The sequence below is a fragment of the Bradyrhizobium sp. ma5 genome (assembly GCF_042258955.1).
Classification (GTDB): Bacteria; Pseudomonadota; Alphaproteobacteria; order Rhizobiales; family Xanthobacteraceae; genus Bradyrhizobium.
On record NZ_CP170156.1, the window covers coordinates 1,915,539 to 1,936,801 of the forward strand.

Consider the following 21,263-nt stretch of genomic DNA (forward strand, 5'->3'; position numbering starts at 1 on the left):
GACGGCGCCTGCCGCGCGAAATCCTAAGTGTATGACGAGGGTCACCCCGGCAGGTCGCCGCATGGACGCAAGATCGCCCCTCACATAGGGCCCAGGTAAGCGCTCTCCATTTTCACAAAGAACCTCCAAACTGCTCTCCACATTGAGCGCGCAACCGTTACGGAAGAATGAGCACCCCGCGCCGAAATCATTGAGGCAGAGCACCTTGACGAATCTGCTAGCTCACCGGTTCCGGTGTTGAGAATGCGGACTGAGACGAAGCTCAAGGCACTCCCCTATTGCGGCGAGGTCTTGCAGAGAAATTCTCGCCAGAATCGCATTTTTGACAATGGACTGCTTCTTAGAACGCACCGTAAGAGGCGGATGAAGCATCGGCTGTGTGGCTGACACCCGCATGGGAGCTGCGTCTCCAGAGCAGTCTAGCGCCTCGAGGACGGCCGGCTGGTGATCGGTCATCGTACCTCTCCTAGCATGCGACTTTTGGATCCCCGCTCACTGACTGTAACGAAACTTGCTTGCTACTTTAACACCGTCTTCATGTTGATTGATGCAACGAGCGCCGTATCAACGCTCAAATCCCGCGCTAAGAGGCTCTCCTTCGATGAATTTCAACCAATCCGCGATGCGGGTCCCAAGCATCGCTTAGAATGTCAGCACCGCATTCATGCCTTATGCTCGCCTCCTGCGAGCGCGTTGAAAACATCGGCAGCCAGCACAGTCCGGATCGCCATAGCCGCAGTCGGTCACCGGCGTGAACACGCCGCTGCCCATCCTGAAGCTCATGGACGACGCCGGCTCGGACGTCTGCTTGTGCGCCCACCAATACTCGCCGATCGACCACGCCAGCGCGGTCAACGAGCTTTTCCCAGCGGTCTGGAAGAGGAGCATCTTGCTCGTCATCGGCTCTTCGCTTAGTGCGGGTCGCCTGGCTGATCTTGACAATGCGGCAGATTTCCGCAACCGCAACGCATCGTTGCCCTACTCCAGGATGAACGCCTTCTGGGCGTCCCAAAACTTCGAGCGTCTTCATTGTCCGTCGCCCCTCCCAACCGAGGGGGATTCGGCAGCGAAAACTCTAGTCAAAAATGGTCAGTTGCCGGCCTCAGACCGGACATCGCAGGCGAGGAGGAAGCCGGACTGGACATTTCAACCTCGATTAAGATATACTTGGTATACGTGCATGACTCGACCTGCCGTTGCGCCGGTAGTGCCCTCGGCGAAATCGTTAGCGTGAGCTCACCTTTCCAAGAACGAATCGAACATGATGTCCCTGCGGAAGCTCCTTGTCTCAGCCGCCATCTGCTTCGCGTCCACAGCTACCAGTCCGCAGAGAGCTTATTCCGAAACGCTCACGGATCGCATCATGCAGGAGGGACGCACCACGATTGGGATTTTCAATCAACCACCGTGGGGATTCAAGACCGACACAGGTGAGGTCGCTGGAGTTCACCCTGACATGCTCAGGACTGTGCTCGGCCCCGCCGGCGTCAAGAAGGTCGATTTTGTCGTTGTGGAATGGGGGGCGCTGATCCCCGGACTTATGAGCCATCGCTTCGATGTGATCGCTACCGGATTAGGGATAACTCCAACTCGTTGTGAACAAGTTACGTTTAGCGAGCCCGACCTCGCCATTAGGGATGCACTCATCGTGAAGAAGGGTAATCCGCTTAACATTCACAGCTTTGCGGATATCGCGGCGAACCCCAAGATTCAGCTGGCGACCGGGCGGGGCAGTACGAGCAACGACAATGCCCTCAAGGCTGGCGTATTGAAATCGCAAATTCAGCAGTTCCCTGGCGATGCGCCAACTCTTCTCTCTGCGATCTACAGTGGTCGAGTTGATGCTATAGCTGCATCATCCGGCACTCTCATTGCGTACCTTAGCGATCCGAACGTAAAGGGCTTGGAGAGGGCGATGCCGTTCACTGGTTATGTCGAACACGGTCATGAAGCTACCGTCTATATCGCTATGGCATTCAGGCTCGAAGACGTAGCCCTGCGCGACCTCTATAACGAGAATTTCACCAAGCGAATAGCAGACGGTACCGTCGATAAAGTCCTGACAAAATACGGATTTACTGCCGCGGACGTTGCGCCACATGGCATTACGACACGCGACCTCTGCGGACAAAAATACCGCTAAAAAGATCCTTGCCGAATGTTCCACGCTTCCTCGGCGATCGCGTTTATGCGAAAGATAAGACGCAGAGGAATGTAAGAGGGCATGGTGCTCTCCATAGGCTCTGGAGCTGTATCGATCGCTAGCTTCTTGTGTGTCAATTGATCGATGCTTCGCCGACCGCGGCACCAACGATGGAATGATCGTCGAATTGCTCGATGCCCGAGTCTGCAATCAGACAAGAGCGTCAACGGTAACCGGCATGAGGCCTCCACCTCGTCATCGCGCGGTTCGCTTGGGATACAGCCTAGCATGAGCCGATGGCGGAGGTGAAGCAATGGCAACTGCCATGCTAGATGCCAGGCAGGAAGTTGACTCTTATCGTCGCGTCGAGATGATCACCGGGGAGCGCCGGCGGCGACGGTGGACGAGCGAGGAGAAGGCCCGGATCGGGGCGGAGAGCTTTGAGGAGGGGGCGAACATCTCCGAGGTGGCGCGGCGCAATGGCGATTCCCGCGGACTGCTCACAGTGTGGCGACGCCAAGTAGCGGCGGCGGTGGCCGGCAAAGCCCAGAACTTCGTGCCGATCCAAATTGGTGCCGAGGGCGATGGCGGGAGAGCTGACGAGTGTATTTCGCCGCTACGGATGAAGCCCTTGCAGATTGCCGCGCCGCCGACCAAGGTCTGTGGAGTGGTCGAGATCGAGATGAAGGGGTCGCGCATCCGGGTCGAGCCGGGCGTGGACCTGGCGACGGTGCTGGCGGCGCTTCGAGGGATCCGGTGATTGCGCTACGGTCTGACCTCAAGGTGGTAACGGCAGCCCCGCCGGTCGACTTTCGCAAGTCAGTGCACACGCCGTCGGTGCTGGTGAGTGAAGCACTGCGTGCGAACCCATATTGCGGCGACGTCTTCGTGTTCCGCAGCAAGCGCTGACGGAGTGAACCTTCTGGCGTGGGACGGCAGCGGCATGGTGCTGGGAACGAAGTGGTTGCACCAAGGATGTTTCACTTGGCCGCCGATCCGCGACGGTGTTGTGCATCTCAGTGCGACGCAGCTGCAGGCTGCCCGACGGGCTGGAGTGGACGCGTGTCGCCCAAGCCTGTGAAGCAGCCGACCATTGTCGGCTGAGGGGTGAGGATTTCGCTGGAGCGGGTCGCGCGGATGTACCGTCTGATCATGGCGATTCGTCCCGACGTTCTCCCGACCGATCATGGCGGCTCCGGGCGAGATGGTGCTCGCGCTTGACTAAGAACGAGAAGCTGCGCGTAGCAATGCAGACGCTCAAGGAGTTGATCTTCGGAAGCGCTCGGAGCGCTTGCGGTGCTCGTGGACGAGCAGCTTGCGCTCGAGCTGGGCGGTCTTGAGGCCGACGCTACGCTGCCTGCGCCCGCCAACGATGTGGCTGTGGCGAAGCCATCCGGTAACCGCGCAAAAAGGCGCGCCGCAACATCGGGGCGCTTCCAAAGCACCTACCGCGCTGTGCAGGTGTTGGAGCCGGATGCAACCGCCTGCCCGTGCTGCCGAGGTCAGCTCCACAAGTTCGGCGAGGACGTCAGCAGGTGCTGCCGCGCCTCATCGAGAGCGGCATGGCCTTCGACCGCACTCGTGAGCCACGTGGTGCTCTGGAAGTTCGCCTGGTATCTGCCGCTGTGCCGACAGGTGCAGATTCTGGCCGGCTAGGGCGTCCATCTCGACCGGTCGACGCTTGCCGGCTGGGTGAAGCGCGGCTTGGTGGCTCAGGAGCCTCTATGACCTCCAGCTGCGCACGATCCAGCCGCGTCGCGCGTGTTCTGCGACGAGACGTCAATGCCGATGCTCGATCCCGGACGACCATCGTCGATGGCTGCCGCCGCGACGCTGCTCGCGGACCTCGAGCGATGACTCTAGGATCGCGTCGATCAGCATCCCGCCGTCACCAATCTCCCCATGCTCGACGGTTACGTCGCCGCGATCGTGGTCGGACCAGTGTCGATCAGCCCGCTCGACTGGATCTGCCCGCTGCTCTCCATCGATGCCGATGCTTTCAACCTCGGAGTTCGCCGCGATCTCCGCCGTCGCGCGCTGCGCCATAATGAGATCAGCCAGATCCTTTCGACCATGCCTAGCCAGTTCGCCCCGATGCACCGCCGCAAAATCAATGGCGATGTCGATCCGCCTCGCCGGTGCCAAGTTTTTTATGGCGCAATGCGGCTTAGGCTGTCGCCGTGGGCGCGGTTGCTGGACACCAGCAATGTCAATCACGGCCTGCTTCTGCCTATCCTGCTGCACTCTCGCGACGATCAGGGGCAGCCGCTGCTCGGACCACCGCAAAGCGGCCGCGAGACCCGACGCGCCTTTGCCGATATTCCACCGGCCGTCGAGGCTATCCGCCAGTACTGGTTGCCGATCCGATACGCGCGCGCCCGCTGATCACCGCAAACGTGGCAGCTCATACCGGTTACCGTCAACAATGTCCCGTCGCCTGAGCGCCACCGCAAAGGAACTGCAATCATGATGGAGGCGTATCTCCTATCCTTGGCCACCAGGGGCCTGATCTAGGCTTGCTCTCGCGGAGCACATATGCGGCCCCCGAGATTGGTTAGCTTTCATGTGCTCGCACACGCGAGCCGCAGGCTCGCCCTTGGCTAAGAATGATGCATTTTGGTCGACATGATCTGTTCGCGAGGGCACGCGTGGGCGCTTGGTGTGTTCCAACTTGAGGAAGCGACGAAGGACCGCGGCTTCCGACACGATTTGGCTTCTTGAGGATGCTAAGCTGAGACAAACCGCATACCCCAGCGGATCGACAACTGTGCAAGATGGAGAGTTTCAACTGGAATTTTCAGTTCCTGCGACCTTTCGGGTCGGGCGTGTGCAGCTTCGGAAGTTCGGCTTCGGTGCAGCGAGAGGAAACATCATAGAACACGTGCTTGGGATAGGACTTTGAAGTAGTCACTTCTTGCTTTTCAAATAGCTTCCGCTCATTTGATTTGCTGGAAGATTTAGTGAGCATGCAAGTCGATCGAATGGAGATTCGACAATGCCGAAAATAGTAATGCGTGATTTGGTTGTTGTAACTTTGTAGAGTCGGCGCAGCATCGGATAACCGTTCGGAATTGCGAATATTTCCTCTACTTTTCCGGCAGCGGGCGCAGCGTCGATGATTAGACGGGTGTTCACAATACGAATTGCATGTTGCTCCAGCGCGTCAATTACAGAGCATTCACTGAATTTCTCGACAATATCTTCGTCAATGTCCGATGAAAGGTAAGTGGCGTCGTACATGATGGGCAGATCGTCCGCAAGGACCGTCTTCCGGACGCAGAGCATAGCATCTTGGGGTGGATTGAGGACACTCATTGTTGCATCCGATATTTTTTCCCTCGTGATTGACAACAATTGCAATCTCGGCCTGAAGCCCAACTTGCGCGCGTTGTCGATTGAGGACAGCCAGACATCGACTTCGCGCAAGAATCGCCTTCGTTCCTTAACAAACGTGCCTTTGCCAGCGACTGCGATTAGCATTCCAGCCGTCTGCAAATCGCGTATTGACCGCTTGATAGTGATCGGACTGACGCCGAATTCCTCACTGAGCATGGCCGTGGATGGGATCGGAGATCCCGGCAGATAGATACCGCTCTTGATGCGTTTGAGCAGCTCCTCACGGACCGACTCATGGAGAGATGATGCCCCCCGCAGTTGTAAGTTATTCACTAGAGTTCTCCATTCAGTTGCGCTCCCAGACATGGTCGCGAGCAATACCCGACGCTTTTCGCACGGGGTTGTCCCCCGGCTCCCCAAGATATACCATGTATAAAAAATACCAACTGCCAACTTAGAGTTACATCTCGAAACGCGAGGGATGGAGGAAGCGCAATCGAACCGTGAAGACCCGGAATCAGGCGCGCAGCGGAGCAGCCTGACGACGTGACAATCGTACCGCTCGGCTGCGGGACCAGTCGCCGTCGCGGCGCTCACCCTCCAGATGTTTGTGTGGAACGGCAATATCTGCCGCTGAAGCGTACGGCGACGCTCTGAGCGAAGCCGACTGTGTACGTGAGCTGCTTCAGCGCCGCCGCAGCCTGACGGGTCGGAATCGTTGGTCGGATAATAGGCCTCGGATGGAGAGCTGCGGGTAGAAGTACACTGCCGTCATTTGTTTAGATTACTACGGTCGCCGACCGCCAAGCTATCGCTCAGCCGAACCACAGGGCGCTCTCTGCTAGACCGGTTCAACCAATGGCACCGCGGAGTCAGAGGTCCAGACCAAACAGACCTCGACTTTCAACGAGCTGCCTCTTTCGCGAACTCGTTCACTTGTCCTGTCGACGAGTAGGCTATTTCGACAATCTTGTCTATTTCAGTTTCGGACACAATGAGAGGTGGGGCAAAGCCAAGAATGTCTCCATGGAGCTTTGCACGAGCGATAAGTCCAGGATCACGAACGGACCTGGAGATACGAGCCCCCACCTTAAGCTGCACATCAAATCGGCGTTTCGTCTGCCGATCGCCAACGAACTCGAGGCGCCGAGCAAGCTCACTCCGTCACTTCTCCGGTGATCTCCAGCTGCGCAAAGCATTCCTTAGGCCGCTTTTGAAAATGCGAGCCAACGATCCTGGCGCGCTCACTTAGTCGCTCCTGCTCGAAGATGTCGAGAAACCGCTTTGGCAGCAGCGGCCGCAATTGAATGGCTGAATAGGTTCAGCGCCCCAATAATGGTGCGGTGTGCCAGTGCGCAAAATGCCTGGATTAGGGAGATCCATGTGATCGTGGTAGAATCATATCCCTGTCATCGAACACGTCGACCTCGCGCCTCAGGACCGCACATCAACTATCGCTTGGACCTGGCCCTCTCCCAGTTTGCGAAGTGCCGCAACCGCCGCTGTGACGCAGAAGCCCTCTAAAATTCCTGCAAGGACCGGCGGGAAAACTCACGATACCTTCAGCGGTACTTGTCAACCCAGAGCTCGCGTGTGGTCACATCTTTTGGTGCTAGATCAGTGAAATCGTACTTCGCCAAAGTCTTGTCAACAGTGCCGTCGGCCCTGAGTTTCTTCAGATTTTCGTTATAGAGGTCGCGCAGCACCGCGTCTTCCGGCCTGATCGCGATCGCGATCGCGGTGTAGATTGTAGTTTCACGCCCCTTCTCGACGTACCCGGTAAAAGGCTTTGCGAGCTCCAGGCCCTTCACATTCGGATCTTTAAGCCACGCGCTGAGGGTCGTCTTTGACGCGGAAATGGCATCTGCGCCACCGCTGTAAATTGCAGAGAGTTGGGAATCTTGTTCTCCCGGGAGCAGCAGGATTTGCGACTTCGCCGCGCCGGTCTTCAAGGCATTGTCGCCGCTCGTGCTGCCGCATCCGACTACTAGCCGGATCTTCGGATTGGCAGCGATATCCGTGAAGCTATGGATGGCGAAAGAATTGCCCGCCTTCACAAGAAGTGCACCCTTGTCAGCAATGGTGGGTTCGCTGAACATAACTAGTTCGCAACGAGTTGGAGTGATCACCGATGACGTCGATGCGCCCGCTCAGAAGGCTGGGCATCAGCGCTCCAAACTCCATAATGACGAAGTCGACCTCTTGACTCCAGCGGGCTCAAGCGCAGCCTTGATCATGTCAGGACCGGCACCGGCCAAGTCACCACTCTCGGTCTTGTAGCTCAGGGCGCCTGGTTGAGGATCCCGATCGTGATCCGGCCTTCGCGCAAAACACGAACCTTGATCGATTCGGAATTTACGCTCTGGGGAATAGCGATCGACAGGGCGATTGATATTGCGGTCGAGATCAGAACGCTTGACAAGGACAACGTAGTCGATCCTCTTTTTGGAAAATTGAGCTTACGCGAGTGGTTCACTGCGGTCTCTTCGCACTTTTCCGAGGGGACATTACTGATGCTACATATGTTAAAACGCCATTTGGGAGCCTGCCTGATCATCTATTGAAATTTTCTCGACAATCGGGATACTGAGGGTGCAAGGAGATTTCGTCGCATTTTCCTGTGCTTCGGAGGAATTCCTGCATTGCAGAGGCATTTTGCGGTGAAAGCCTCCCGGAGCGGATTATGCGATATACCGAATAGACGTCCGTTCTCGAGATCGTGCAAAAGAGCAGTCGCCTAACCTGATGTGATCGGCGAACGGTGGGCTTTCGGCTACCGCCTGTCAACGACGCCTAAAAGGGCTCCGATCCGAAAGGATCATCGAGGCGGATGTCTCCATCGCTTCAGCGAAGGCGGTGGGTGGCGTCTCTTTGTATGACCTCCCCCCTTTAAGAAGCGCCCAGAAAGAGAAAATCAGCGGTTGAAGAGGTTCTTTAGCTTCAGCTGCACGAGCTCGCATCTCGTCTCAAGGAAGCGAGATGCTAATGCCATTTCCACACACTGGGCGAGCGGCATTAATTTCTAAGCAAGGTGTGGACCTTATGCATCGGGCAAATGCCGCGTAACGCTGTCTTTACTCCCAACGATGGGCCGCCAGCGGCCGCCTTGGCTTGTGGCGGATTCATGCGAACTCTAGGGATCAACACGTCCACCGCCACTGTGGCACCCGGGGCGGCCTGGATCTTCTTCACCGTGCCGTCGCGCTCGGCGCGTGGCGCGTTCTGCATCCTCACGGCTTCCAGCACCGCCAGCGTCTCGCCGGCCTTGATCTCCTACCCCTTGGTGATGCAATCGACACCACGAGAACGCGGCACCGGGCACAGCAGCATCGGCCGCCGAGACCACCGGCATCAGCCGTGCGGACGTCACCTCGGTCTTGGTGAAGACCGGCACCTCACAGCCTTGATGGGCCAGACGGAAGCCGTTGCTGGTCACACGCGCCTGCACGGCGACGAAGTTGCTGTCGATCGTGCCCTGCCAGACCGGCTCGCTCGGCACCCACCTCGACACCAGGTTGTGCGGATTGCCCCGGCAGCCCGTCGATGCTGATGAAGCGCACCGCAATGGCATCGTCTTCAGGCGCAACGTCGAGTGCGTTTTTCGGCGCGATCGAGCCAGACTGCGACGGCGCAGCCAGCCACCGCGCGATCTCACTTCGCAGGGGACGCGCCGAAACCGCTTCGAGAATTCCTCCGCGATGAAGCCGGTCGACAGCCGGCCCTCGCGCCAACGCGGGTGGTTCATCAGGGCTGACAGGAAGGGAATACTGTGCCTGATGCCGTCGACATAGAACGTATCGAGCGCAGTCGCCTGCGCCTCGATAGTCGCGGCGCGCGACGACGCGTGGGTGACGAGCTTGGCGACATCGGATCGTAGTGGATCGAAATCTCGCCGCCCTCCTGCACGCCGGTGTCGTTGCGGATCGTGATGCCGTCATGACTTTGGCCGGCTGGCGATACTTCACCAGGCGGCCGATCGACGGCAAGAAGTTGCGGAACGCATCCTCGGCACAGACGCGCGATTCCACCGCCCAACGTCCTTCTGCGCAATCGCGAGCTTCTCACCCGCCGCGGAGCGGATCATTTGCTCGACGAGGTCGATGCCGGTGATCAATTCGGTCACGGGATGCTCGACCTGCAGGCGAAGCGCTTCACGACCGGCGTAACTTCCTTGAGATTACGTTGACAAGAACTTCGGCCTCGCCCCATCGCGGCGCCTGACCCTGGCAGTATCAGTCATTTCCTTCTGATAACGAGAACGGCTCGAGGCGAGGCTCTCTTGACTGGCACGGCTCTTGCTGAGGATCACCCGGTAACGAGCCCTACTCATGAAAGCCAGCAATCTCACCCACCTTCCACCCGCACCCGAGCGAGATGCACATACACTTGGAGCGAAACGAGACCGCATCCGCGATCACGAACGACTCATCGAGGTGGCAAATGATACTAATGAACGGCGGGTGCGTGGTCGATCTCGCCTGGCATCGCACGAACGGGCCGATACCGCAGGTCTTGGATGCTTTTCCAACACAGCGTTCCCGTTCGGTTCTGCGGCCGAAAGGTTCGTATGGAAAGAAACAGCAACGTAGGAGAATATACAATGATTGAAGCGGCTTTGATCGAGGATGTTATTCCGCGTACGCACGTCGTCAAACGCGCGGCGCACATTGGCGCTGAAATCAGAAATATCAAATTGTCGGGCGATTTGCCGGAGCAGACCATCGCTGCGATGAACGGCCTGCTCCTTGAGCACAAGGTCATCTTCTTCCGCGACCAAGGTCATCTCGACGACGTCGAGCAAGAGCGCTTTGCTCTTCGTTTCGGGAGGCTCGTACCGCCGCCGTTAGGTGCTGTCGAGGGAACAGTGTCGATCCTCGAGATTGACACCCCACGCGGAGGTGTCAGGGCCGACAATTGGCATATTGATTGGTCCTGCTGCGATGCCTATCCTAAGATTTCGGTGCTGCGAGGCGTTGTGATTCCATCACTCGGCGGCGATACGGTGTGGTCAAACACCGCAGCCGCATATCTCGATATGCCAGCGCCGCTGCAACGACTTGCGGATCAGCTCTGGGCTCTTCACAGCAGCGCGTACGACTTCGCCGTAACCGTCCGCCCCAGCGAAGTCGATAAGAAGAAGTATGAGGAGTTCAACAGAAACAGGTTCGAGACCGAGCATCCCGTAGTGCGGGTCCACCCCGAGACCGGCGAGCGCACGCTGGTGCTCGGCTCTTATGTGACACGTTTTGTCGATATCCCAAAATATGACGGCCAGAAATTGTTCGATGTATTCGAGTCTCATGTTATTGCGCCGGAAAACACCGTGCGCTGGAACTGGAAGCAGGGCGACGTCGCTATCTGGGACAACCGCGCCACGATGCATCGTGGGGTAAATGACTACGGCGACCAGGCTCGCATCGTTCGTCGCGCGGCCATCCATGGTGAGCTGCCCGTCAGTGTCGATGGCCGGCGCAGTATAGCGCGGGTGAAGGTCATCAAGCAGCCACCCGTGAATGTCGTCTAAACGCGTTCACAAATTTCGCGGAGGTCTAGCCTGCGTAGACTCAACTCTTAACACGCCTTTGCTGGTCGTTTGTGAATAATCTCCTAATCATTGAGAGGAGGTCGATTTTTGGATGCGGCGTTTGCAGCTTTGGGCGAACGTCGTTGGATTCCAGAGACGACAAGGCCAAGATTGTCGAGTAGACGCTGGTTCCGAGCACGGTAGTTCTGAGATTGCCCGAGGGCATGGGCTGACGCCGCAGCATGTGTTTACATGGCGCCGGCCAGACACGGCAGTTGCCTACAACAAAGGCTGAAGATCCGCCGTTTGTACCGGCGGTAGTAGACGCCACGGCGCCCGCCCTGGCTGTGGCCATGAACGCAAGACAGCGCGATGCAAGGCCAAGCCAGACGTCCAGCTCCGCGAGATCGAAACTGAGGACGTCACCATCCGGGCAGGCTGCGGCGATGATTTCGGCCATCGTCGACGCACAGAAGGCGAGCCGCTGATCGGCCCGTCCGGAATGGTCCTAGTCATGTTGGTACGCGAGCACATGAGGGCCGATCCAGTCTCAGGTGCTGTTTATGTGTTCCGCGCCAAGCGGGCGGACCGGATCAGGCTGATCTTTTGGGATGGTACGGGTTTGTGCCTGTTCGCAACTACATGCATTCATACTACACCTCCTTCAGCTTCAGTTGAGGGTTTTGGAACGATTAGCGTCTTGAGGGCGGCGGCTCGTCGGCAAGACGATTCCATCGGTTGCATTGATTGCGTGGCGGGTTCGAGGTGAGGACGTTTAGATGCAATGGTGCGCATTGTAGGCGTGCCTCGTGACGAGTCCATGTTTAGCCCACCTAGCGAGGGTCGTCTCGTGAATGTAGAGGCGCGCGGCGACCTCCCATTTTGTCAGCATTCCACGATCTCGCAGTCGGTCACAGCGCGAGCGCTGGCCGTAGCGTTGGACGAGATACGCGACCTTCAAGGCCGTGAGCGGGCATCGTTGCGCCACCGCGCTAATCCCCCGGCCTATATCCTTGCAGGTCGAGGAGTTCGGTAATCTCAGAATAGATGTGCTTGTCGAGGAGCTTGTCGATCAATTCGACGATACTGGGCTACGACTTGACCTGCTGCGCGGATGATTTTGGGATCGTGGTGATAAAAATGAACAGGCCGGCGACAAGCTAGGCTATCTTGGACCGGGTTGGCATACCGAACCAAAGCGGTCATCGAGAAACTTCCGGTCAATCGGAGCCGCCACCCGCACCAGCGGGTGGCCCATTTCGCGCAGGAAGCAGCAGCTCCTTCTGACGATCATCCCGCGGTTTGCCATCGCCCTCATGTCGGCGACACGCCGTCAGGGAATCACAGATCGTTCCAGATCAAAACCAAAGAACGCAAGAACCCAGGTATCCCTCCCTTGAGGGCCGCCTCGTTTGACGGACGCGAGCGCTGCAGGTCCTGTAAGCGGCAAAGAGACCCCGTCTGGCGGAGTGGGTGAGCGATCGGCTATCGGCTGCTGAGTTTGTGAGCCGATGTGAGCTTCTATGTCTGCGCCTAGTTCTGGAACTAGAACCTTCCATATGATCGAAGCGGTCGCCGACCGTCTAACGCCATGTACTCGCTGCCGCTCGCCTTCATGGCGACGATAGTGTGCTGCAGAAGCACACAGAAAGGATGATCGTGATGATCTGATAATCTGTGAGCACAAGCTGTGACAGCGATGAGGGAAGGCCCCTCGGGATCGGCTTTCAGGAGCAGGTCCCAAATCACTTCAAGCGGCTTCGCTTAAGAGGCGCGGTCGTGAGCGTTGAAGCTAACGATCGGGAAATACCCGAGCGGATGAGCATCCGAGAGACGAATGAAAATGAACCCGCAGATGAAGCGTCGTAACATGGAAATCGTCGTCAAAACCAGAGGTGTGTCGTCCCTCTGGGAACAGTCCGCTGGAAGCCTGATGACTGGGCGGGCGGCGACCGGCGTTGAGGGGGTGTGAACCGGATGCAGGCGTTGTCACGGAACTGCAGGAACCAGTCGTTCCGATGCAAAGGGAGAAGCACAAGCGGAGAAAACCGCGAGGCAAGAGTACCAATGCGGAGCACTGGGGCGGACCGATCCATACAAGCGACGAAGGCTCGTAATGGGGCTGGAGCGAAGGGATCGGATCAGGTGGGCTGGCCATCGTTGCAACTGGCAACAGGAGGACGGCGGTGAATCAGCCAAGCAAGCCGTTCAACAACATCGACAAAAGAAAGGTGTACGAAGCGTATCTGCAGGTGCGATCCAATGGTGGCGCAGCCGGTGTCGACGGAGTGAGATTGAGGAATTTGAATCCGACTTGAAGAGTAACCTCTACAAGATTTGGAATCGAATGAGCTCAGCCGCCTACTTCCCGCCACCTGTTCGCGCCGTCTCCATTCCGAAGAAGAGCGGAGGCCAAAGGATCCTCGGGGTGCCCACTGTAACGGATCGCGTGGCACAAACAGTTGCCAAACAGCTCATTGAACCGACTCTGGACGCAATCTTTCTGGCGGATTCCTATGGTTATAGGCGGGGTAAATCGGCTCTTGATGCCGTAGGCATCACGCGCAAGCGTTGCTGGAAGTACGACTGGGTTCTAGAGTTCGATATCAAGGGAGACAACATTGACCACGAGCTTCTGCTGCGGGCTGTCCGGAAGCATGTAAAGTGCGAATGGGCGTTGCTCTACATCGAACGATGGCTGACAGCGCCGATTGTGCAAGAGGATGGTGCTGTCGTCGAGCGAAGCTGCGGCACCCCGCAAGGGGGAGTAGTGAGCCCGATTCTCGCCAATCTCTTCATGCACTATACATTTTGATCTCTCGATGGCACGAACGTTCCCTGAACTCAGGTGGTGCCGGTATGCTGACGACGGGTTGATACACTGCCAGAGTGAGGTGGAGGCGCAGAGCGTTTGCGAAGCACTGAAAATTCGACTGGCCGAGTGTCGCATGGAATTGCATCCGACGAAGACGAGGATTGTCTACTGCAAGGACGACCGACGCCGAGGCAAGAGCGAGACGGTTATGTTCGACTTTCTCGGATATTGCTTCCGGCCGAGGTCAGTCCGGGGGCCGTACTCGCAGAAAACTTTCTGCGGGTTCACTCCGGCGGTCAGCAAGTCAGTGCTGAACGCGATGCGGGCAACGATCCGAGACTTGAACTTTCGTAGGCGGCCAAATCTGACGCTGGACGACATTGCCCGCGAACTAAACCCGATAGTTCGGGGGTGGATCGCGTACTACGGGCAATACATGCGCTCGGAGCTATATCCGATGGCCCGCTACATCAACCAAACAATAGCTATCTGGTTGAAACGAAGTACAAGCGCTTCCGCCATCGGTTGGGGCGCGCTCGCATCTTCCTGGAGAAGATCGCTCGCGAGAACCGCAGACTCTTTGCTCACTGGCAACTCGGTATTGGCGACAAGCTTGCCTGACGGGAGCCGGGTGAGGTGAGAGCCTCACGCCCTGGTTCTGCGAGAGGCCGGAGGTGAAATCCCTCCGGCCTACTCACCCAACCATCCGTGTTGCGTATTTCGCAAAAACGGGACAGCGGTTTCGCTAACTGACGGACAGCAGTTTCGCTAAATCGCGGACAGCGTGGCGGCGCTGGCTTTTGGTTGCCTGGTTGTTGAAGTCAGTTGGTATTCGTTTCGCTGTTTTCGACGTCGGTCAAGGGGCGCGCAGCTTTTTTCCTTCGCATGCTGTCGCCTTCGAGGGCGATACGGTGGGAGTTGTGGATGATCCGGTCGAGGATAGCATCTGCGATGGTTGGCTCGCCGATCATGTCGTGCCATTGGGCAACGGGCAGCTGAGCGGTAATCAAGGTCGATTTGCGCCTGTAGCGCTCTTCGAAGATTTCGAGGAGATCAAGGCGCTGCTGGTCATTGAGGGTGTGGGTGCCCCAATCGTCGAGGATGAGCAACTGGACACGTGCGAGCTTATCGATGAGGCGCGGGAAGCGACCATCGAGACGGGCCATGGCGAGGTCTTCGAACAGGCGCGGCATACGCAAATAGAGGACGGAATGATCGAGCCTGGCCGCCTGGCGTCCGAAGGCGCACGCCAGCCAAGTTTTGCCAGTCCCGGTCAGGCCGGTGATGATGAAGTTCTCATGGGCTTTCAGCCAGGCGCCTTGCGCCAGCTGCAGGGTGTTGCGCCGGTCAAGACCGCGGCGGGACGCGAAGTCGACGTCTTCGATACAGGCGTCGATGAAGCGCAGCTTGGCTGCGGCCAGCCGATTGGTCAGGCGCCGGTCGGCGCGCATGGCGGCTTCGCGATCGAGCATCAGGCCGAGCCACTCGTCGCGGCTGAGATCGGCGGCATTGTCCTGTTCGGCCAATTGCCGGTAGGCGGCCGCCATTCCGGCAAGGCCGAGCGCCTGCATCTGGTCGAGGGTCGGGTGGGTCAGCATCGCGATGGTCCTTTCCTTCATTGATAATAGCCCCCACCACGGATGTTGGCGTGCGAGGGGGTGGCTTTGACGGGGGCGGCAGCAGGGCTCGCGCGGTCGAGCCCGGATTTGAGGATCGCGCTCACCGAGGAGTAGCTGATCGCGTTGATGACGAGTGCCCGCTCGCAAGCTGCTTCGAGCCGATCGCGCTCGTAGCGCCGCGCCAGGGCGATGATCCCCATGGCGGAGCGATAACCCTGCTCGGGATGCGGGCGCTCACGCATCATCCGCTCGACCAGCGTGGCGGCGTTGACGCCGATCCGCGCTGCCATCTTGATCAAGCTCGCCGGCGTCATATTGGCGTAACGCTGATGGGCCTTGGGCATGTGCTCGTTCACGGTGACATGGCCGCTGCGCTGAGAGCGGCGCACATGGCTGGCAACACGCGTGTGATCCTGGAAGATCTCGACGGCTCGATAGGTGAGCCGGACGTCCACCCGACGGCCGATCAGCCGGTGCGGCACCGAGTAAAAGGTCTTGTCGACTTCGACGTGATAATCGGGGTGGACCTTCGCCGTTTTCCATTCGGCGTATTCGAACGGCTCGCCCGGCAACGGCGTCAACGCAGCGCGCTCGATCTCCTCGAACAGCTGCCGGCGGGATTTGCCGATATGGCGCATCGGCCGATGGTTCAGCTCCTCCAGCAAACCGGCGATCGCAGTATTGAGATCGGTCAGGTTGAAGAACCGCCGATGGCGCAGCCGTGCCAGAATCCAGCGCTCAACAATCAGCACCGCGCCTTCAACCTTGCCCTTGTCGCGCGGCTTGCGGCTGCGGGTCGGCAAAATCGTCGTGTCGTAGTGCTCGGCCATGGCGGCAAAGGTTTGGTTGAGCGTCGGCTCGAACCACAACGCCTTGACGACCCCGGCCTTCAGATTGTCGCAGACGATCGCCCTGGGAACTCCGCCGAAGTACGACAAGGCCCGGGTCTGGCCTTCGATCCAATCTGGTAGTCGCTGACCGAAGCTCCCCATAGCGAAGGTCAGCGACGAGGCCCCGAGCACCGCGACAAATATCTGCGCCTGACGGATCTCGCCGGTTTGCGGATCGATCACCTCCACCGTCGGACCCGCATAGTCGGTCTGCATCACTGCACCCGCCGCGTGGCGATGACGGAAGGTCGGGTTCGCCCGGCGCCGATAGGCGTCAAACTTCTCGCAGAACCACGTGTAACCATAGCCGTCGGGATGCGCCGTCCGGTATTCCTGCCACAGCAGCGTCAGCGTCACGCCCTTGCGCTTGAGCTCCTGCGCCACCCGTGGCCACTCAGGCTCGCTCAAGTCCTGCGGGGGCCGCCCGACCCGCCGGAACAAGGCTCGCTGCAAGGCCGCCTCGCTCTCGTAAATCGGCGGCAGCGGCCAGCTCAAACCCGCTTCACGCGCTCGCAGCAGGTAGGTGGCAACCGAACTCTTGCTGATCTGCAGCCGTTCCGAGATCTCCCGAACCGACAGGTCCTGCTCGTACGTCAGCCTCAGGATCGATCGTAGGTCCTTCACAGTGGTTCGTTTCGCTTGCTTCCGTCTCGGCATTGCCCCTCTCAAACTCACAGCTTGAGAGAGAACATTGCCTGAACGGCGCTCCCGAAAACCAACCTCCCGCAACTGTCCGCGATTTAGCGGAATCCCTGTCCCGGAATTACTGAAATCGCTGTCCGCGAATTACCGAAATTGCTGTCCGGAAATTGCCGAAACACGCACCGTGTCCTGGCGAAGGGCAAGTGCACGACCGGCCGGATCTGGACTTATGTACGGGATGACCGGCCCTTCGCCGGGCCTGCGCCGCCGGCGGCGGTCTATTATGCCTCATGCGACCGACTAGGCGAGCGTCCCCAGCTGCATCTGGCTGCCTTCGCTGGTATCCTGCAAGCCGATTGGTACAACGGCTTCGAGCCGCTGTTCGAACCCGCAGAAGAAGGCGCGGCCGATTTTGCCTTGCTCATGCGTGGCGGGGCTTTTTCGAGCTGGCTGACATCGAGAAAACAGCGATTACTGTTCCTTAGCGGTTTCGCTGAGACACATCTAACTCTATGGTCCATGCCAGCCGATCAAATGGAGATTCGGTGATTCCAAAGATCGAGAATGACGGATCCCCGGTTGTCAGCTGATAAAGTCGTCTCACTGTTGGATATCCGTTAGGAAGCCCAAATGCCTGCTGTACCTCCTCTGAGGCTGGAGCGGCCTCGATGAGAAGTCTTCCCTTGAGAAAACGAGTTCCTTGATCGCGCAGGGCCTCGGTTACGGACTTATCTCCAAGCTCAGCAACGACCTTATCGTTCAAAGTAAGCGGTAGGTACGAAGTATCAAACATTATCGGTGTTCCGTCGACCGATAGCATCTTTCTAATGCAAACCATCGCGCTCGTTGGCGCGTCAAAATCACTGAGGACGGGGTTTCGAATCTTCTCTCTTGTCACGGACGTTGATTGAATGGGACGGTTGCGCCCAAGTCGTTGAGCGACTCCGATAGACGAGAATGTGAAGTCTAGGTTACGAATGAATCTGCGCCTCTCTCGCACGAAGGTCCCAACTCCAGGGACAGATCGAAGCATGCCAGTGGGTTGAAGGTCCCGAAGCGCACGCGTGACAGTTATTGCGCTGACACCAAACTCCTCTGCCAATGCAGCAGCGGACGGCAGAAGATCCCCCACCTTATATTCATTTCTGACCATTCGCCGCATGATTTCTTGTCGAATCTTCTCGTGCAGCGCGCCGGCAACAGTTTTAGGCATTCTGCAAACTTTCAAAACCGATGCTAATCACAATCTTGCCAGACGATTTGCAAAAACTGGCAAGGAGCACGCGGCGCCGATGCGAAAGGGACGTTCACCTCGAATGGCGCGGGCAGTCAGAATGAATACTATTGAGATGTCATGGGCCATTTGTTGTGCGGAATTGATTGGCTTGGATCGGAGCGGAAAGTGACTCGGAATGGGCGGCATCGGAGAATATCGAGTGCACTTGCGGTTGACAAACTGGAGGCGACCACGGGATAAGCGTTGGTATCCGAACTAAGCAAGAAAGACGCCAGTCGCCGAAAGAAGGCCTCGCGATCAAGATGAGGCTAATGTTCCCAGTGAGTGAGTCCCGATTGGCGGATATCGTGCGCGCATTGTCGTCCAGCAGTCGATGACCTTCTCACCTCGCACGCAAGCTGGCTTTTTAAGATGCGAGTAAAATGCGCAATTCTCTGCGTGCCGCGCGGTTGAGATAGCGCAGCAGCGATGCTCGGTACGATTGTTTCTGCCGCAGGGTGATTGATGACGCGATGAAACACAGGTTGAATTCTCGGCCGACGATAGGCCGTGCCGGTTCTCCATCGTCAGATTGCCCCATGTGGTGGAACGTAAACTCTTTGCCAGTGGCCGCGACGAACGAGCGGGGGTCGGTCGTCGAGGAACGCATTTTGCTTGTTCGCTTCTCGTCAGGGAAGTGGCACTCAGGCTTGCGCGCCGGACGTCTGTTCTCATCGCTTGCTGGATGGTGGACTATTGCCAATCGATGAACGTGGCTGCGATGCTGCCGTCGAGCAACTGACCCCGGTTTCTTGCAGGATGCGGTCGCATGCCTGACCGGTCCGTTCATCGCTGGGCCAATGAACCCGCAGATTGTAGTCGGTCTGCTCAATCATCTTCCGTTCCGAACGCACCCTGTAGATTGCCAGCAGTGGCCCGGCGCATTGCACTCCCTATATCGCGATCGACTCGCAAAAACATCAGTCGGCAAGTCATCGTCTTTCGCGCGCAACGTTCTCGTGCAGAGAGCTATGCCAACAGGGCACGAAAGCAATTGTTCCTCTCAGGAGTGATGTGCGAACCGACGCGCTACCCCCGATGGAAGCCAAAGAGAAGCACGGCACGCTCATAATCGGGGACCAATCTTATATTCAAGAATATTCTGAGGGCCGATTGGGCCGCAGTAAGTAGCGCCGGTGTCTCGACAGCCAACCTTCAGAAAGGCACTCCTAGCTCCAAGATTGCGTGCGTTGACGGCAAACATGACCCGGCTGATATGTGGTCGGTTTGCGCAAATCCATCGAGCTACAAGGTCAAACGCCTTCTTGCCATATCCATTGCCCTGGTACAGGTCGCCGATTCGAAGGCTGTGCCAAGTGATTACGTCTGGTGGTGCCCATTCCGGCAAGGCCGCCTTTTCGCGAAGAACAAAAAATCCAACAATCTCTCCTCGGACCACAATCGAGAACGGATGCTCCAGATCGGAATGTGAGCTCTTCCGAAGCTCAGAAAACACGAAATCCAAGGAGCCCGCAAACTGTTCTTGTTCGGGATCAAGTGTCAGATGGGCGACTGCGGCGCAATCAAGGTAAGATAGAGTTTTCAGCGTCGCGCACATACTGGATCCTCGCATAGGCAAAGGGTTCAATCTCTGCTCAAGAGTGAATTAATGGCTCACTCATGACATGATGTCGGTGCTGAGCGGCTCTCTAAGGCGGAGTTTCAAAAGTCGTGCCAACTGTGCAGAATAGTCTCGAAGTACGTGTTTCTACATGTTCGATGGCTTCCATGAGCGTACAGCAGGAAGCGATGCAGGATGCCAATCTGTCGGGGACTCGACAAGCATGACGGGAAGTGTGTGTGGTCAGCTATAACACCACTGGTCAGCCCGTCATGCCAAACTCGTGCTCGCCACATGGTGCAAGTGCCCCTGCATCCTATCCCAACCGGCACTTTACGCCATAACTTGAGGTAGGAACCGTATGCAGTAGTTCTGCAGGTACGGAACCGTTCGAGGGGCGGAATACCTATGGGCCTACCGCGACCGGTCAGATCAATCGAGGACAGCACGATGGCTATCGGGAATTTGCCACAGCCCACGGCAGTCTGCCACCAATCGACATTGGCAAGAACGTCTTCCATGTCGTTGGCAAAGGCTGCGACGGCAACCCCTGTTCAGAGAGTTCGCTCTCGACGTGTGCACTCTTCTTCAGTTCTTTGCGTGCGCAATGCCAATCGTGGTCGGTATGAACGCTTGCGCTGGTTCAGCTCGGCCAGAAGATACAGGCGCGTAGCTACAAAGTGCAATTGATCCCATCGCAATTTGCGAAACCATACGTGAGGCCAAACAAGATCGATACCGCCGGCGCCGAAGCCGAAGCAGTGTCCCGACACGGCCGGCAATGCGCTTCGTCGAGGTGAAAGGAGTTCAACCAGGTCGATCGTCAAGCTCTGCACCGAATTTGTGACAGACCTTGAGGCCGGCTAATGCTAATCCCCGGTATCGGCACATTGGGTGCGACCGCTGTGCTTGCCCCGATCGGCAATGGACTGCAGTCTCGCAAGATCCGTGGTGCCTGGCTTGGATTGGTGCCCAGACAGCACTCGACTGGCGGGAAAGCAGACACTGCTTGGCGTCAACAATGCGGCAACCGCTATCCGATAAAGCTCCTTGCAATAGCAGTCCAATCGCGAGAGCCGGACACATTTAGCCGGGTTCTCGTCCTCACAGTTTCTTCAGGCGCTTGGCCTCCAAGATTAGGCCGTGCTCGCGGCACAGATTAGCGACCTACAGGCCGGCCTCATGGTCCTTCAAAATTCCGACGATCCGCCTCTCAGCTCTGGTCATTCTCGAGGGCCAGGACGAACTTCAAACTGGATTAAGCCTAAGGGTCAGCTTCACGCTTACAGTATCGTAGCGCAACTCGCCCGTAGTTCGCCATAGTCGTCAATGCTGTCACTTCGACAGACTGAATCTTTGATGACCGCCGTATTTTCGATACCGAAATGCGGCTAAAACTTATTTAGGCTGTGGCTGCATCGAACAAGCGTCAGGGGGACGTTGCGTGTCCAGCTCGC

Annotated in this window: 16 protein-coding genes and 6 pseudogenes; 13 read left to right on the top strand and 9 right to left on the bottom strand. The window is 57.7% G+C overall.

Features of this window, described 5'->3' with window-relative positions; genetic code table 11:
- Positions 1–669: 669 nt before the first annotated feature.
- Positions 670–900: a hypothetical protein gene (locus ACE103_RS08940; RefSeq protein WP_375779121.1), complete on the bottom strand. Its 231-nt coding sequence runs from the start codon at positions 898–900 to the stop codon at positions 670–672.
- Between the two features lie 364 nt (positions 901–1,264).
- On the opposite strand from ACE103_RS08940, the gene ehuB reads away from it, so the two are divergent.
- The 5 genes and pseudogenes from ehuB (at position 1,265) to ACE103_RS08965 (ending at position 4,528) form a co-directional block, all read left to right on the top strand.
- On the top strand, positions 1,265–2,143 hold the full coding sequence (gene ehuB, locus ACE103_RS08945) for an ectoine/hydroxyectoine ABC transporter substrate-binding protein EhuB (RefSeq protein WP_375781056.1): 879 nt from the start codon (positions 1,265–1,267) through the stop codon (positions 2,141–2,143).
- A 313-nt stretch (positions 2,144–2,456) separates the two neighbouring features.
- Entirely contained in the window at positions 2,457–2,903 is a 447-nt protein-coding gene (locus tag ACE103_RS08950) for a transposase (RefSeq protein ID WP_375779122.1), read from the top strand.
- Positions 2,900–3,247, top strand: a pseudogene (gene tnpB, locus ACE103_RS08955) (IS66 family insertion sequence element accessory protein TnpB). The gene ACE103_RS08950 and the pseudogene tnpB (ACE103_RS08955) overlap by 4 nt, the downstream one beginning before the upstream one ends.
- A gap of 192 nt (positions 3,248–3,439) precedes the next feature.
- Complete coding sequence (locus ACE103_RS08960) at positions 3,440–3,799, top strand: hypothetical protein (RefSeq protein WP_375779123.1); 360 nt, start codon at positions 3,440–3,442, stop codon at positions 3,797–3,799.
- 246 nt (positions 3,800–4,045) lie between these two features.
- A complete protein-coding gene (locus tag ACE103_RS08965; RefSeq protein ID WP_375779124.1) occupies positions 4,046–4,528 on the top strand; it encodes a UPF0149 family protein in 483 nt (160 codons plus the stop codon).
- 522 nt (positions 4,529–5,050) lie between these two features.
- Here the strand turns inward: ACE103_RS08965 and ACE103_RS08970 are convergent.
- The 3 genes and pseudogenes from ACE103_RS08970 to ACE103_RS08980 all read right to left on the bottom strand — a co-directional run bounded on the left by ACE103_RS08970 (position 5,051) and on the right by ACE103_RS08980 (position 7,578).
- Positions 5,051–5,812, bottom strand: coding sequence for a GntR family transcriptional regulator (locus ACE103_RS08970; protein WP_375779125.1), 762 nt, complete (start codon positions 5,810–5,812; stop codon positions 5,051–5,053).
- Between the two features lie 570 nt (positions 5,813–6,382).
- Positions 6,383–6,789 (bottom strand): annotated as a pseudogene (locus ACE103_RS08975) (aminotransferase class III-fold pyridoxal phosphate-dependent enzyme); the annotation flags it as partial.
- A 252-nt stretch (positions 6,790–7,041) separates the two neighbouring features.
- Positions 7,042–7,578 carry a hypothetical protein gene (locus ACE103_RS08980; RefSeq protein ID WP_375779126.1) on the bottom strand — a complete coding sequence of 179 codons (537 nt, stop codon included), beginning with the start codon at positions 7,576–7,578 and terminating at the stop codon, positions 7,042–7,044.
- A gap of 210 nt (positions 7,579–7,788) precedes the next feature.
- Between ACE103_RS08980 and ACE103_RS08985 the strand changes: the two genes are divergently transcribed.
- Together ACE103_RS08985 and ACE103_RS08990 are read left to right on the top strand one after the other, a co-directional pair.
- A complete protein-coding gene (locus tag ACE103_RS08985) occupies positions 7,789–8,043 on the top strand; it encodes a hypothetical protein (protein ID WP_375779127.1) in 255 nt (84 codons plus the stop codon).
- 152 nt (positions 8,044–8,195) lie between these two features.
- A pseudogene (locus ACE103_RS08990) lies at positions 8,196–8,341 on the top strand (ArsR family transcriptional regulator); the annotation flags it as partial.
- A 153-nt stretch (positions 8,342–8,494) separates the two neighbouring features.
- Here ACE103_RS08990 and ACE103_RS08995 read toward each other — a convergent pair.
- Positions 8,495–9,623, bottom strand: a pseudogene (locus tag ACE103_RS08995) (biotin/lipoyl-containing protein); the annotation flags it as partial.
- Positions 9,624–10,079: 456 nt separating this feature from the next.
- Here ACE103_RS08995 and ACE103_RS09000 point away from each other — a divergent pair.
- The 3 genes and pseudogenes from ACE103_RS09000 to ltrA all read left to right on the top strand — a co-directional run bounded on the left by ACE103_RS09000 (position 10,080) and on the right by ltrA (position 14,439).
- On the top strand, positions 10,080–11,003 hold the full coding sequence (locus ACE103_RS09000) for a TauD/TfdA dioxygenase family protein (protein ID WP_375779128.1): 924 nt from the start codon (positions 10,080–10,082) through the stop codon (positions 11,001–11,003).
- A gap of 532 nt (positions 11,004–11,535) precedes the next feature.
- Positions 11,536–11,772, top strand: a complete 237-nt coding sequence (gene tnpB, locus ACE103_RS09005; protein ID WP_375781057.1) for an IS66 family insertion sequence element accessory protein TnpB — start codon at positions 11,536–11,538, stop codon at positions 11,770–11,772.
- A 1,387-nt stretch (positions 11,773–13,159) separates the two neighbouring features.
- Positions 13,160–14,439 (top strand): annotated as a pseudogene (gene ltrA, locus ACE103_RS09010) (group II intron reverse transcriptase/maturase).
- Between the two features lie 200 nt (positions 14,440–14,639).
- On the opposite strand, the gene istB reads toward ltrA, so the two are convergent.
- Positions 14,640–15,416: an IS21-like element helper ATPase IstB gene (istB, locus tag ACE103_RS09015; protein WP_375781038.1), complete on the bottom strand. Its 777-nt coding sequence runs from the start codon at positions 15,414–15,416 to the stop codon at positions 14,640–14,642.
- Positions 15,417–15,433: 17 nt separating this feature from the next.
- Entirely contained in the window at positions 15,434–16,984 is a 1,551-nt protein-coding gene (gene istA, locus ACE103_RS09020) for an IS21 family transposase (protein ID WP_375781039.1), read from the bottom strand.
- Between the two features lie 171 nt (positions 16,985–17,155).
- Between istA and ACE103_RS09025 the strand changes: the two are divergent.
- Positions 17,156–17,439 (top strand): annotated as a pseudogene (locus ACE103_RS09025) (transposase); the annotation flags it as partial.
- An 11-nt stretch (positions 17,440–17,450) separates the two neighbouring features.
- On the opposite strand, the gene ACE103_RS09030 reads toward ACE103_RS09025, so the two are convergent.
- Complete coding sequence (locus ACE103_RS09030; protein WP_375781058.1) at positions 17,451–18,131, bottom strand: GntR family transcriptional regulator; 681 nt, start codon at positions 18,129–18,131, stop codon at positions 17,451–17,453.
- Here ACE103_RS09030 and ACE103_RS09035 point away from each other — a divergent pair.
- Positions 18,034–18,375 (top strand): hypothetical protein, encoded by a 342-nt coding sequence (locus ACE103_RS09035; protein WP_375781322.1) that lies wholly within the window; start codon positions 18,034–18,036, stop codon positions 18,373–18,375. The two genes, ACE103_RS09030 and ACE103_RS09035, sit on opposite strands and share 98 nt — an antisense overlap.
- Positions 18,376–19,311: 936 nt before the next feature.
- Here the strand turns inward: ACE103_RS09035 and ACE103_RS09040 are convergent.
- Positions 19,312–19,803 (bottom strand): GNAT family N-acetyltransferase, encoded by a 492-nt coding sequence (locus ACE103_RS09040; protein WP_375779129.1) that lies wholly within the window; start codon positions 19,801–19,803, stop codon positions 19,312–19,314.
- A gap of 869 nt (positions 19,804–20,672) precedes the next feature.
- On the opposite strand from ACE103_RS09040, the gene ACE103_RS09045 reads away from it, so the two are divergent.
- Positions 20,673–20,969, top strand: a complete 297-nt coding sequence (locus ACE103_RS09045) for a transposase (protein ID WP_375779130.1) — start codon at positions 20,673–20,675, stop codon at positions 20,967–20,969.
- Positions 20,970–21,263: the final 294 nt, after the last annotated feature.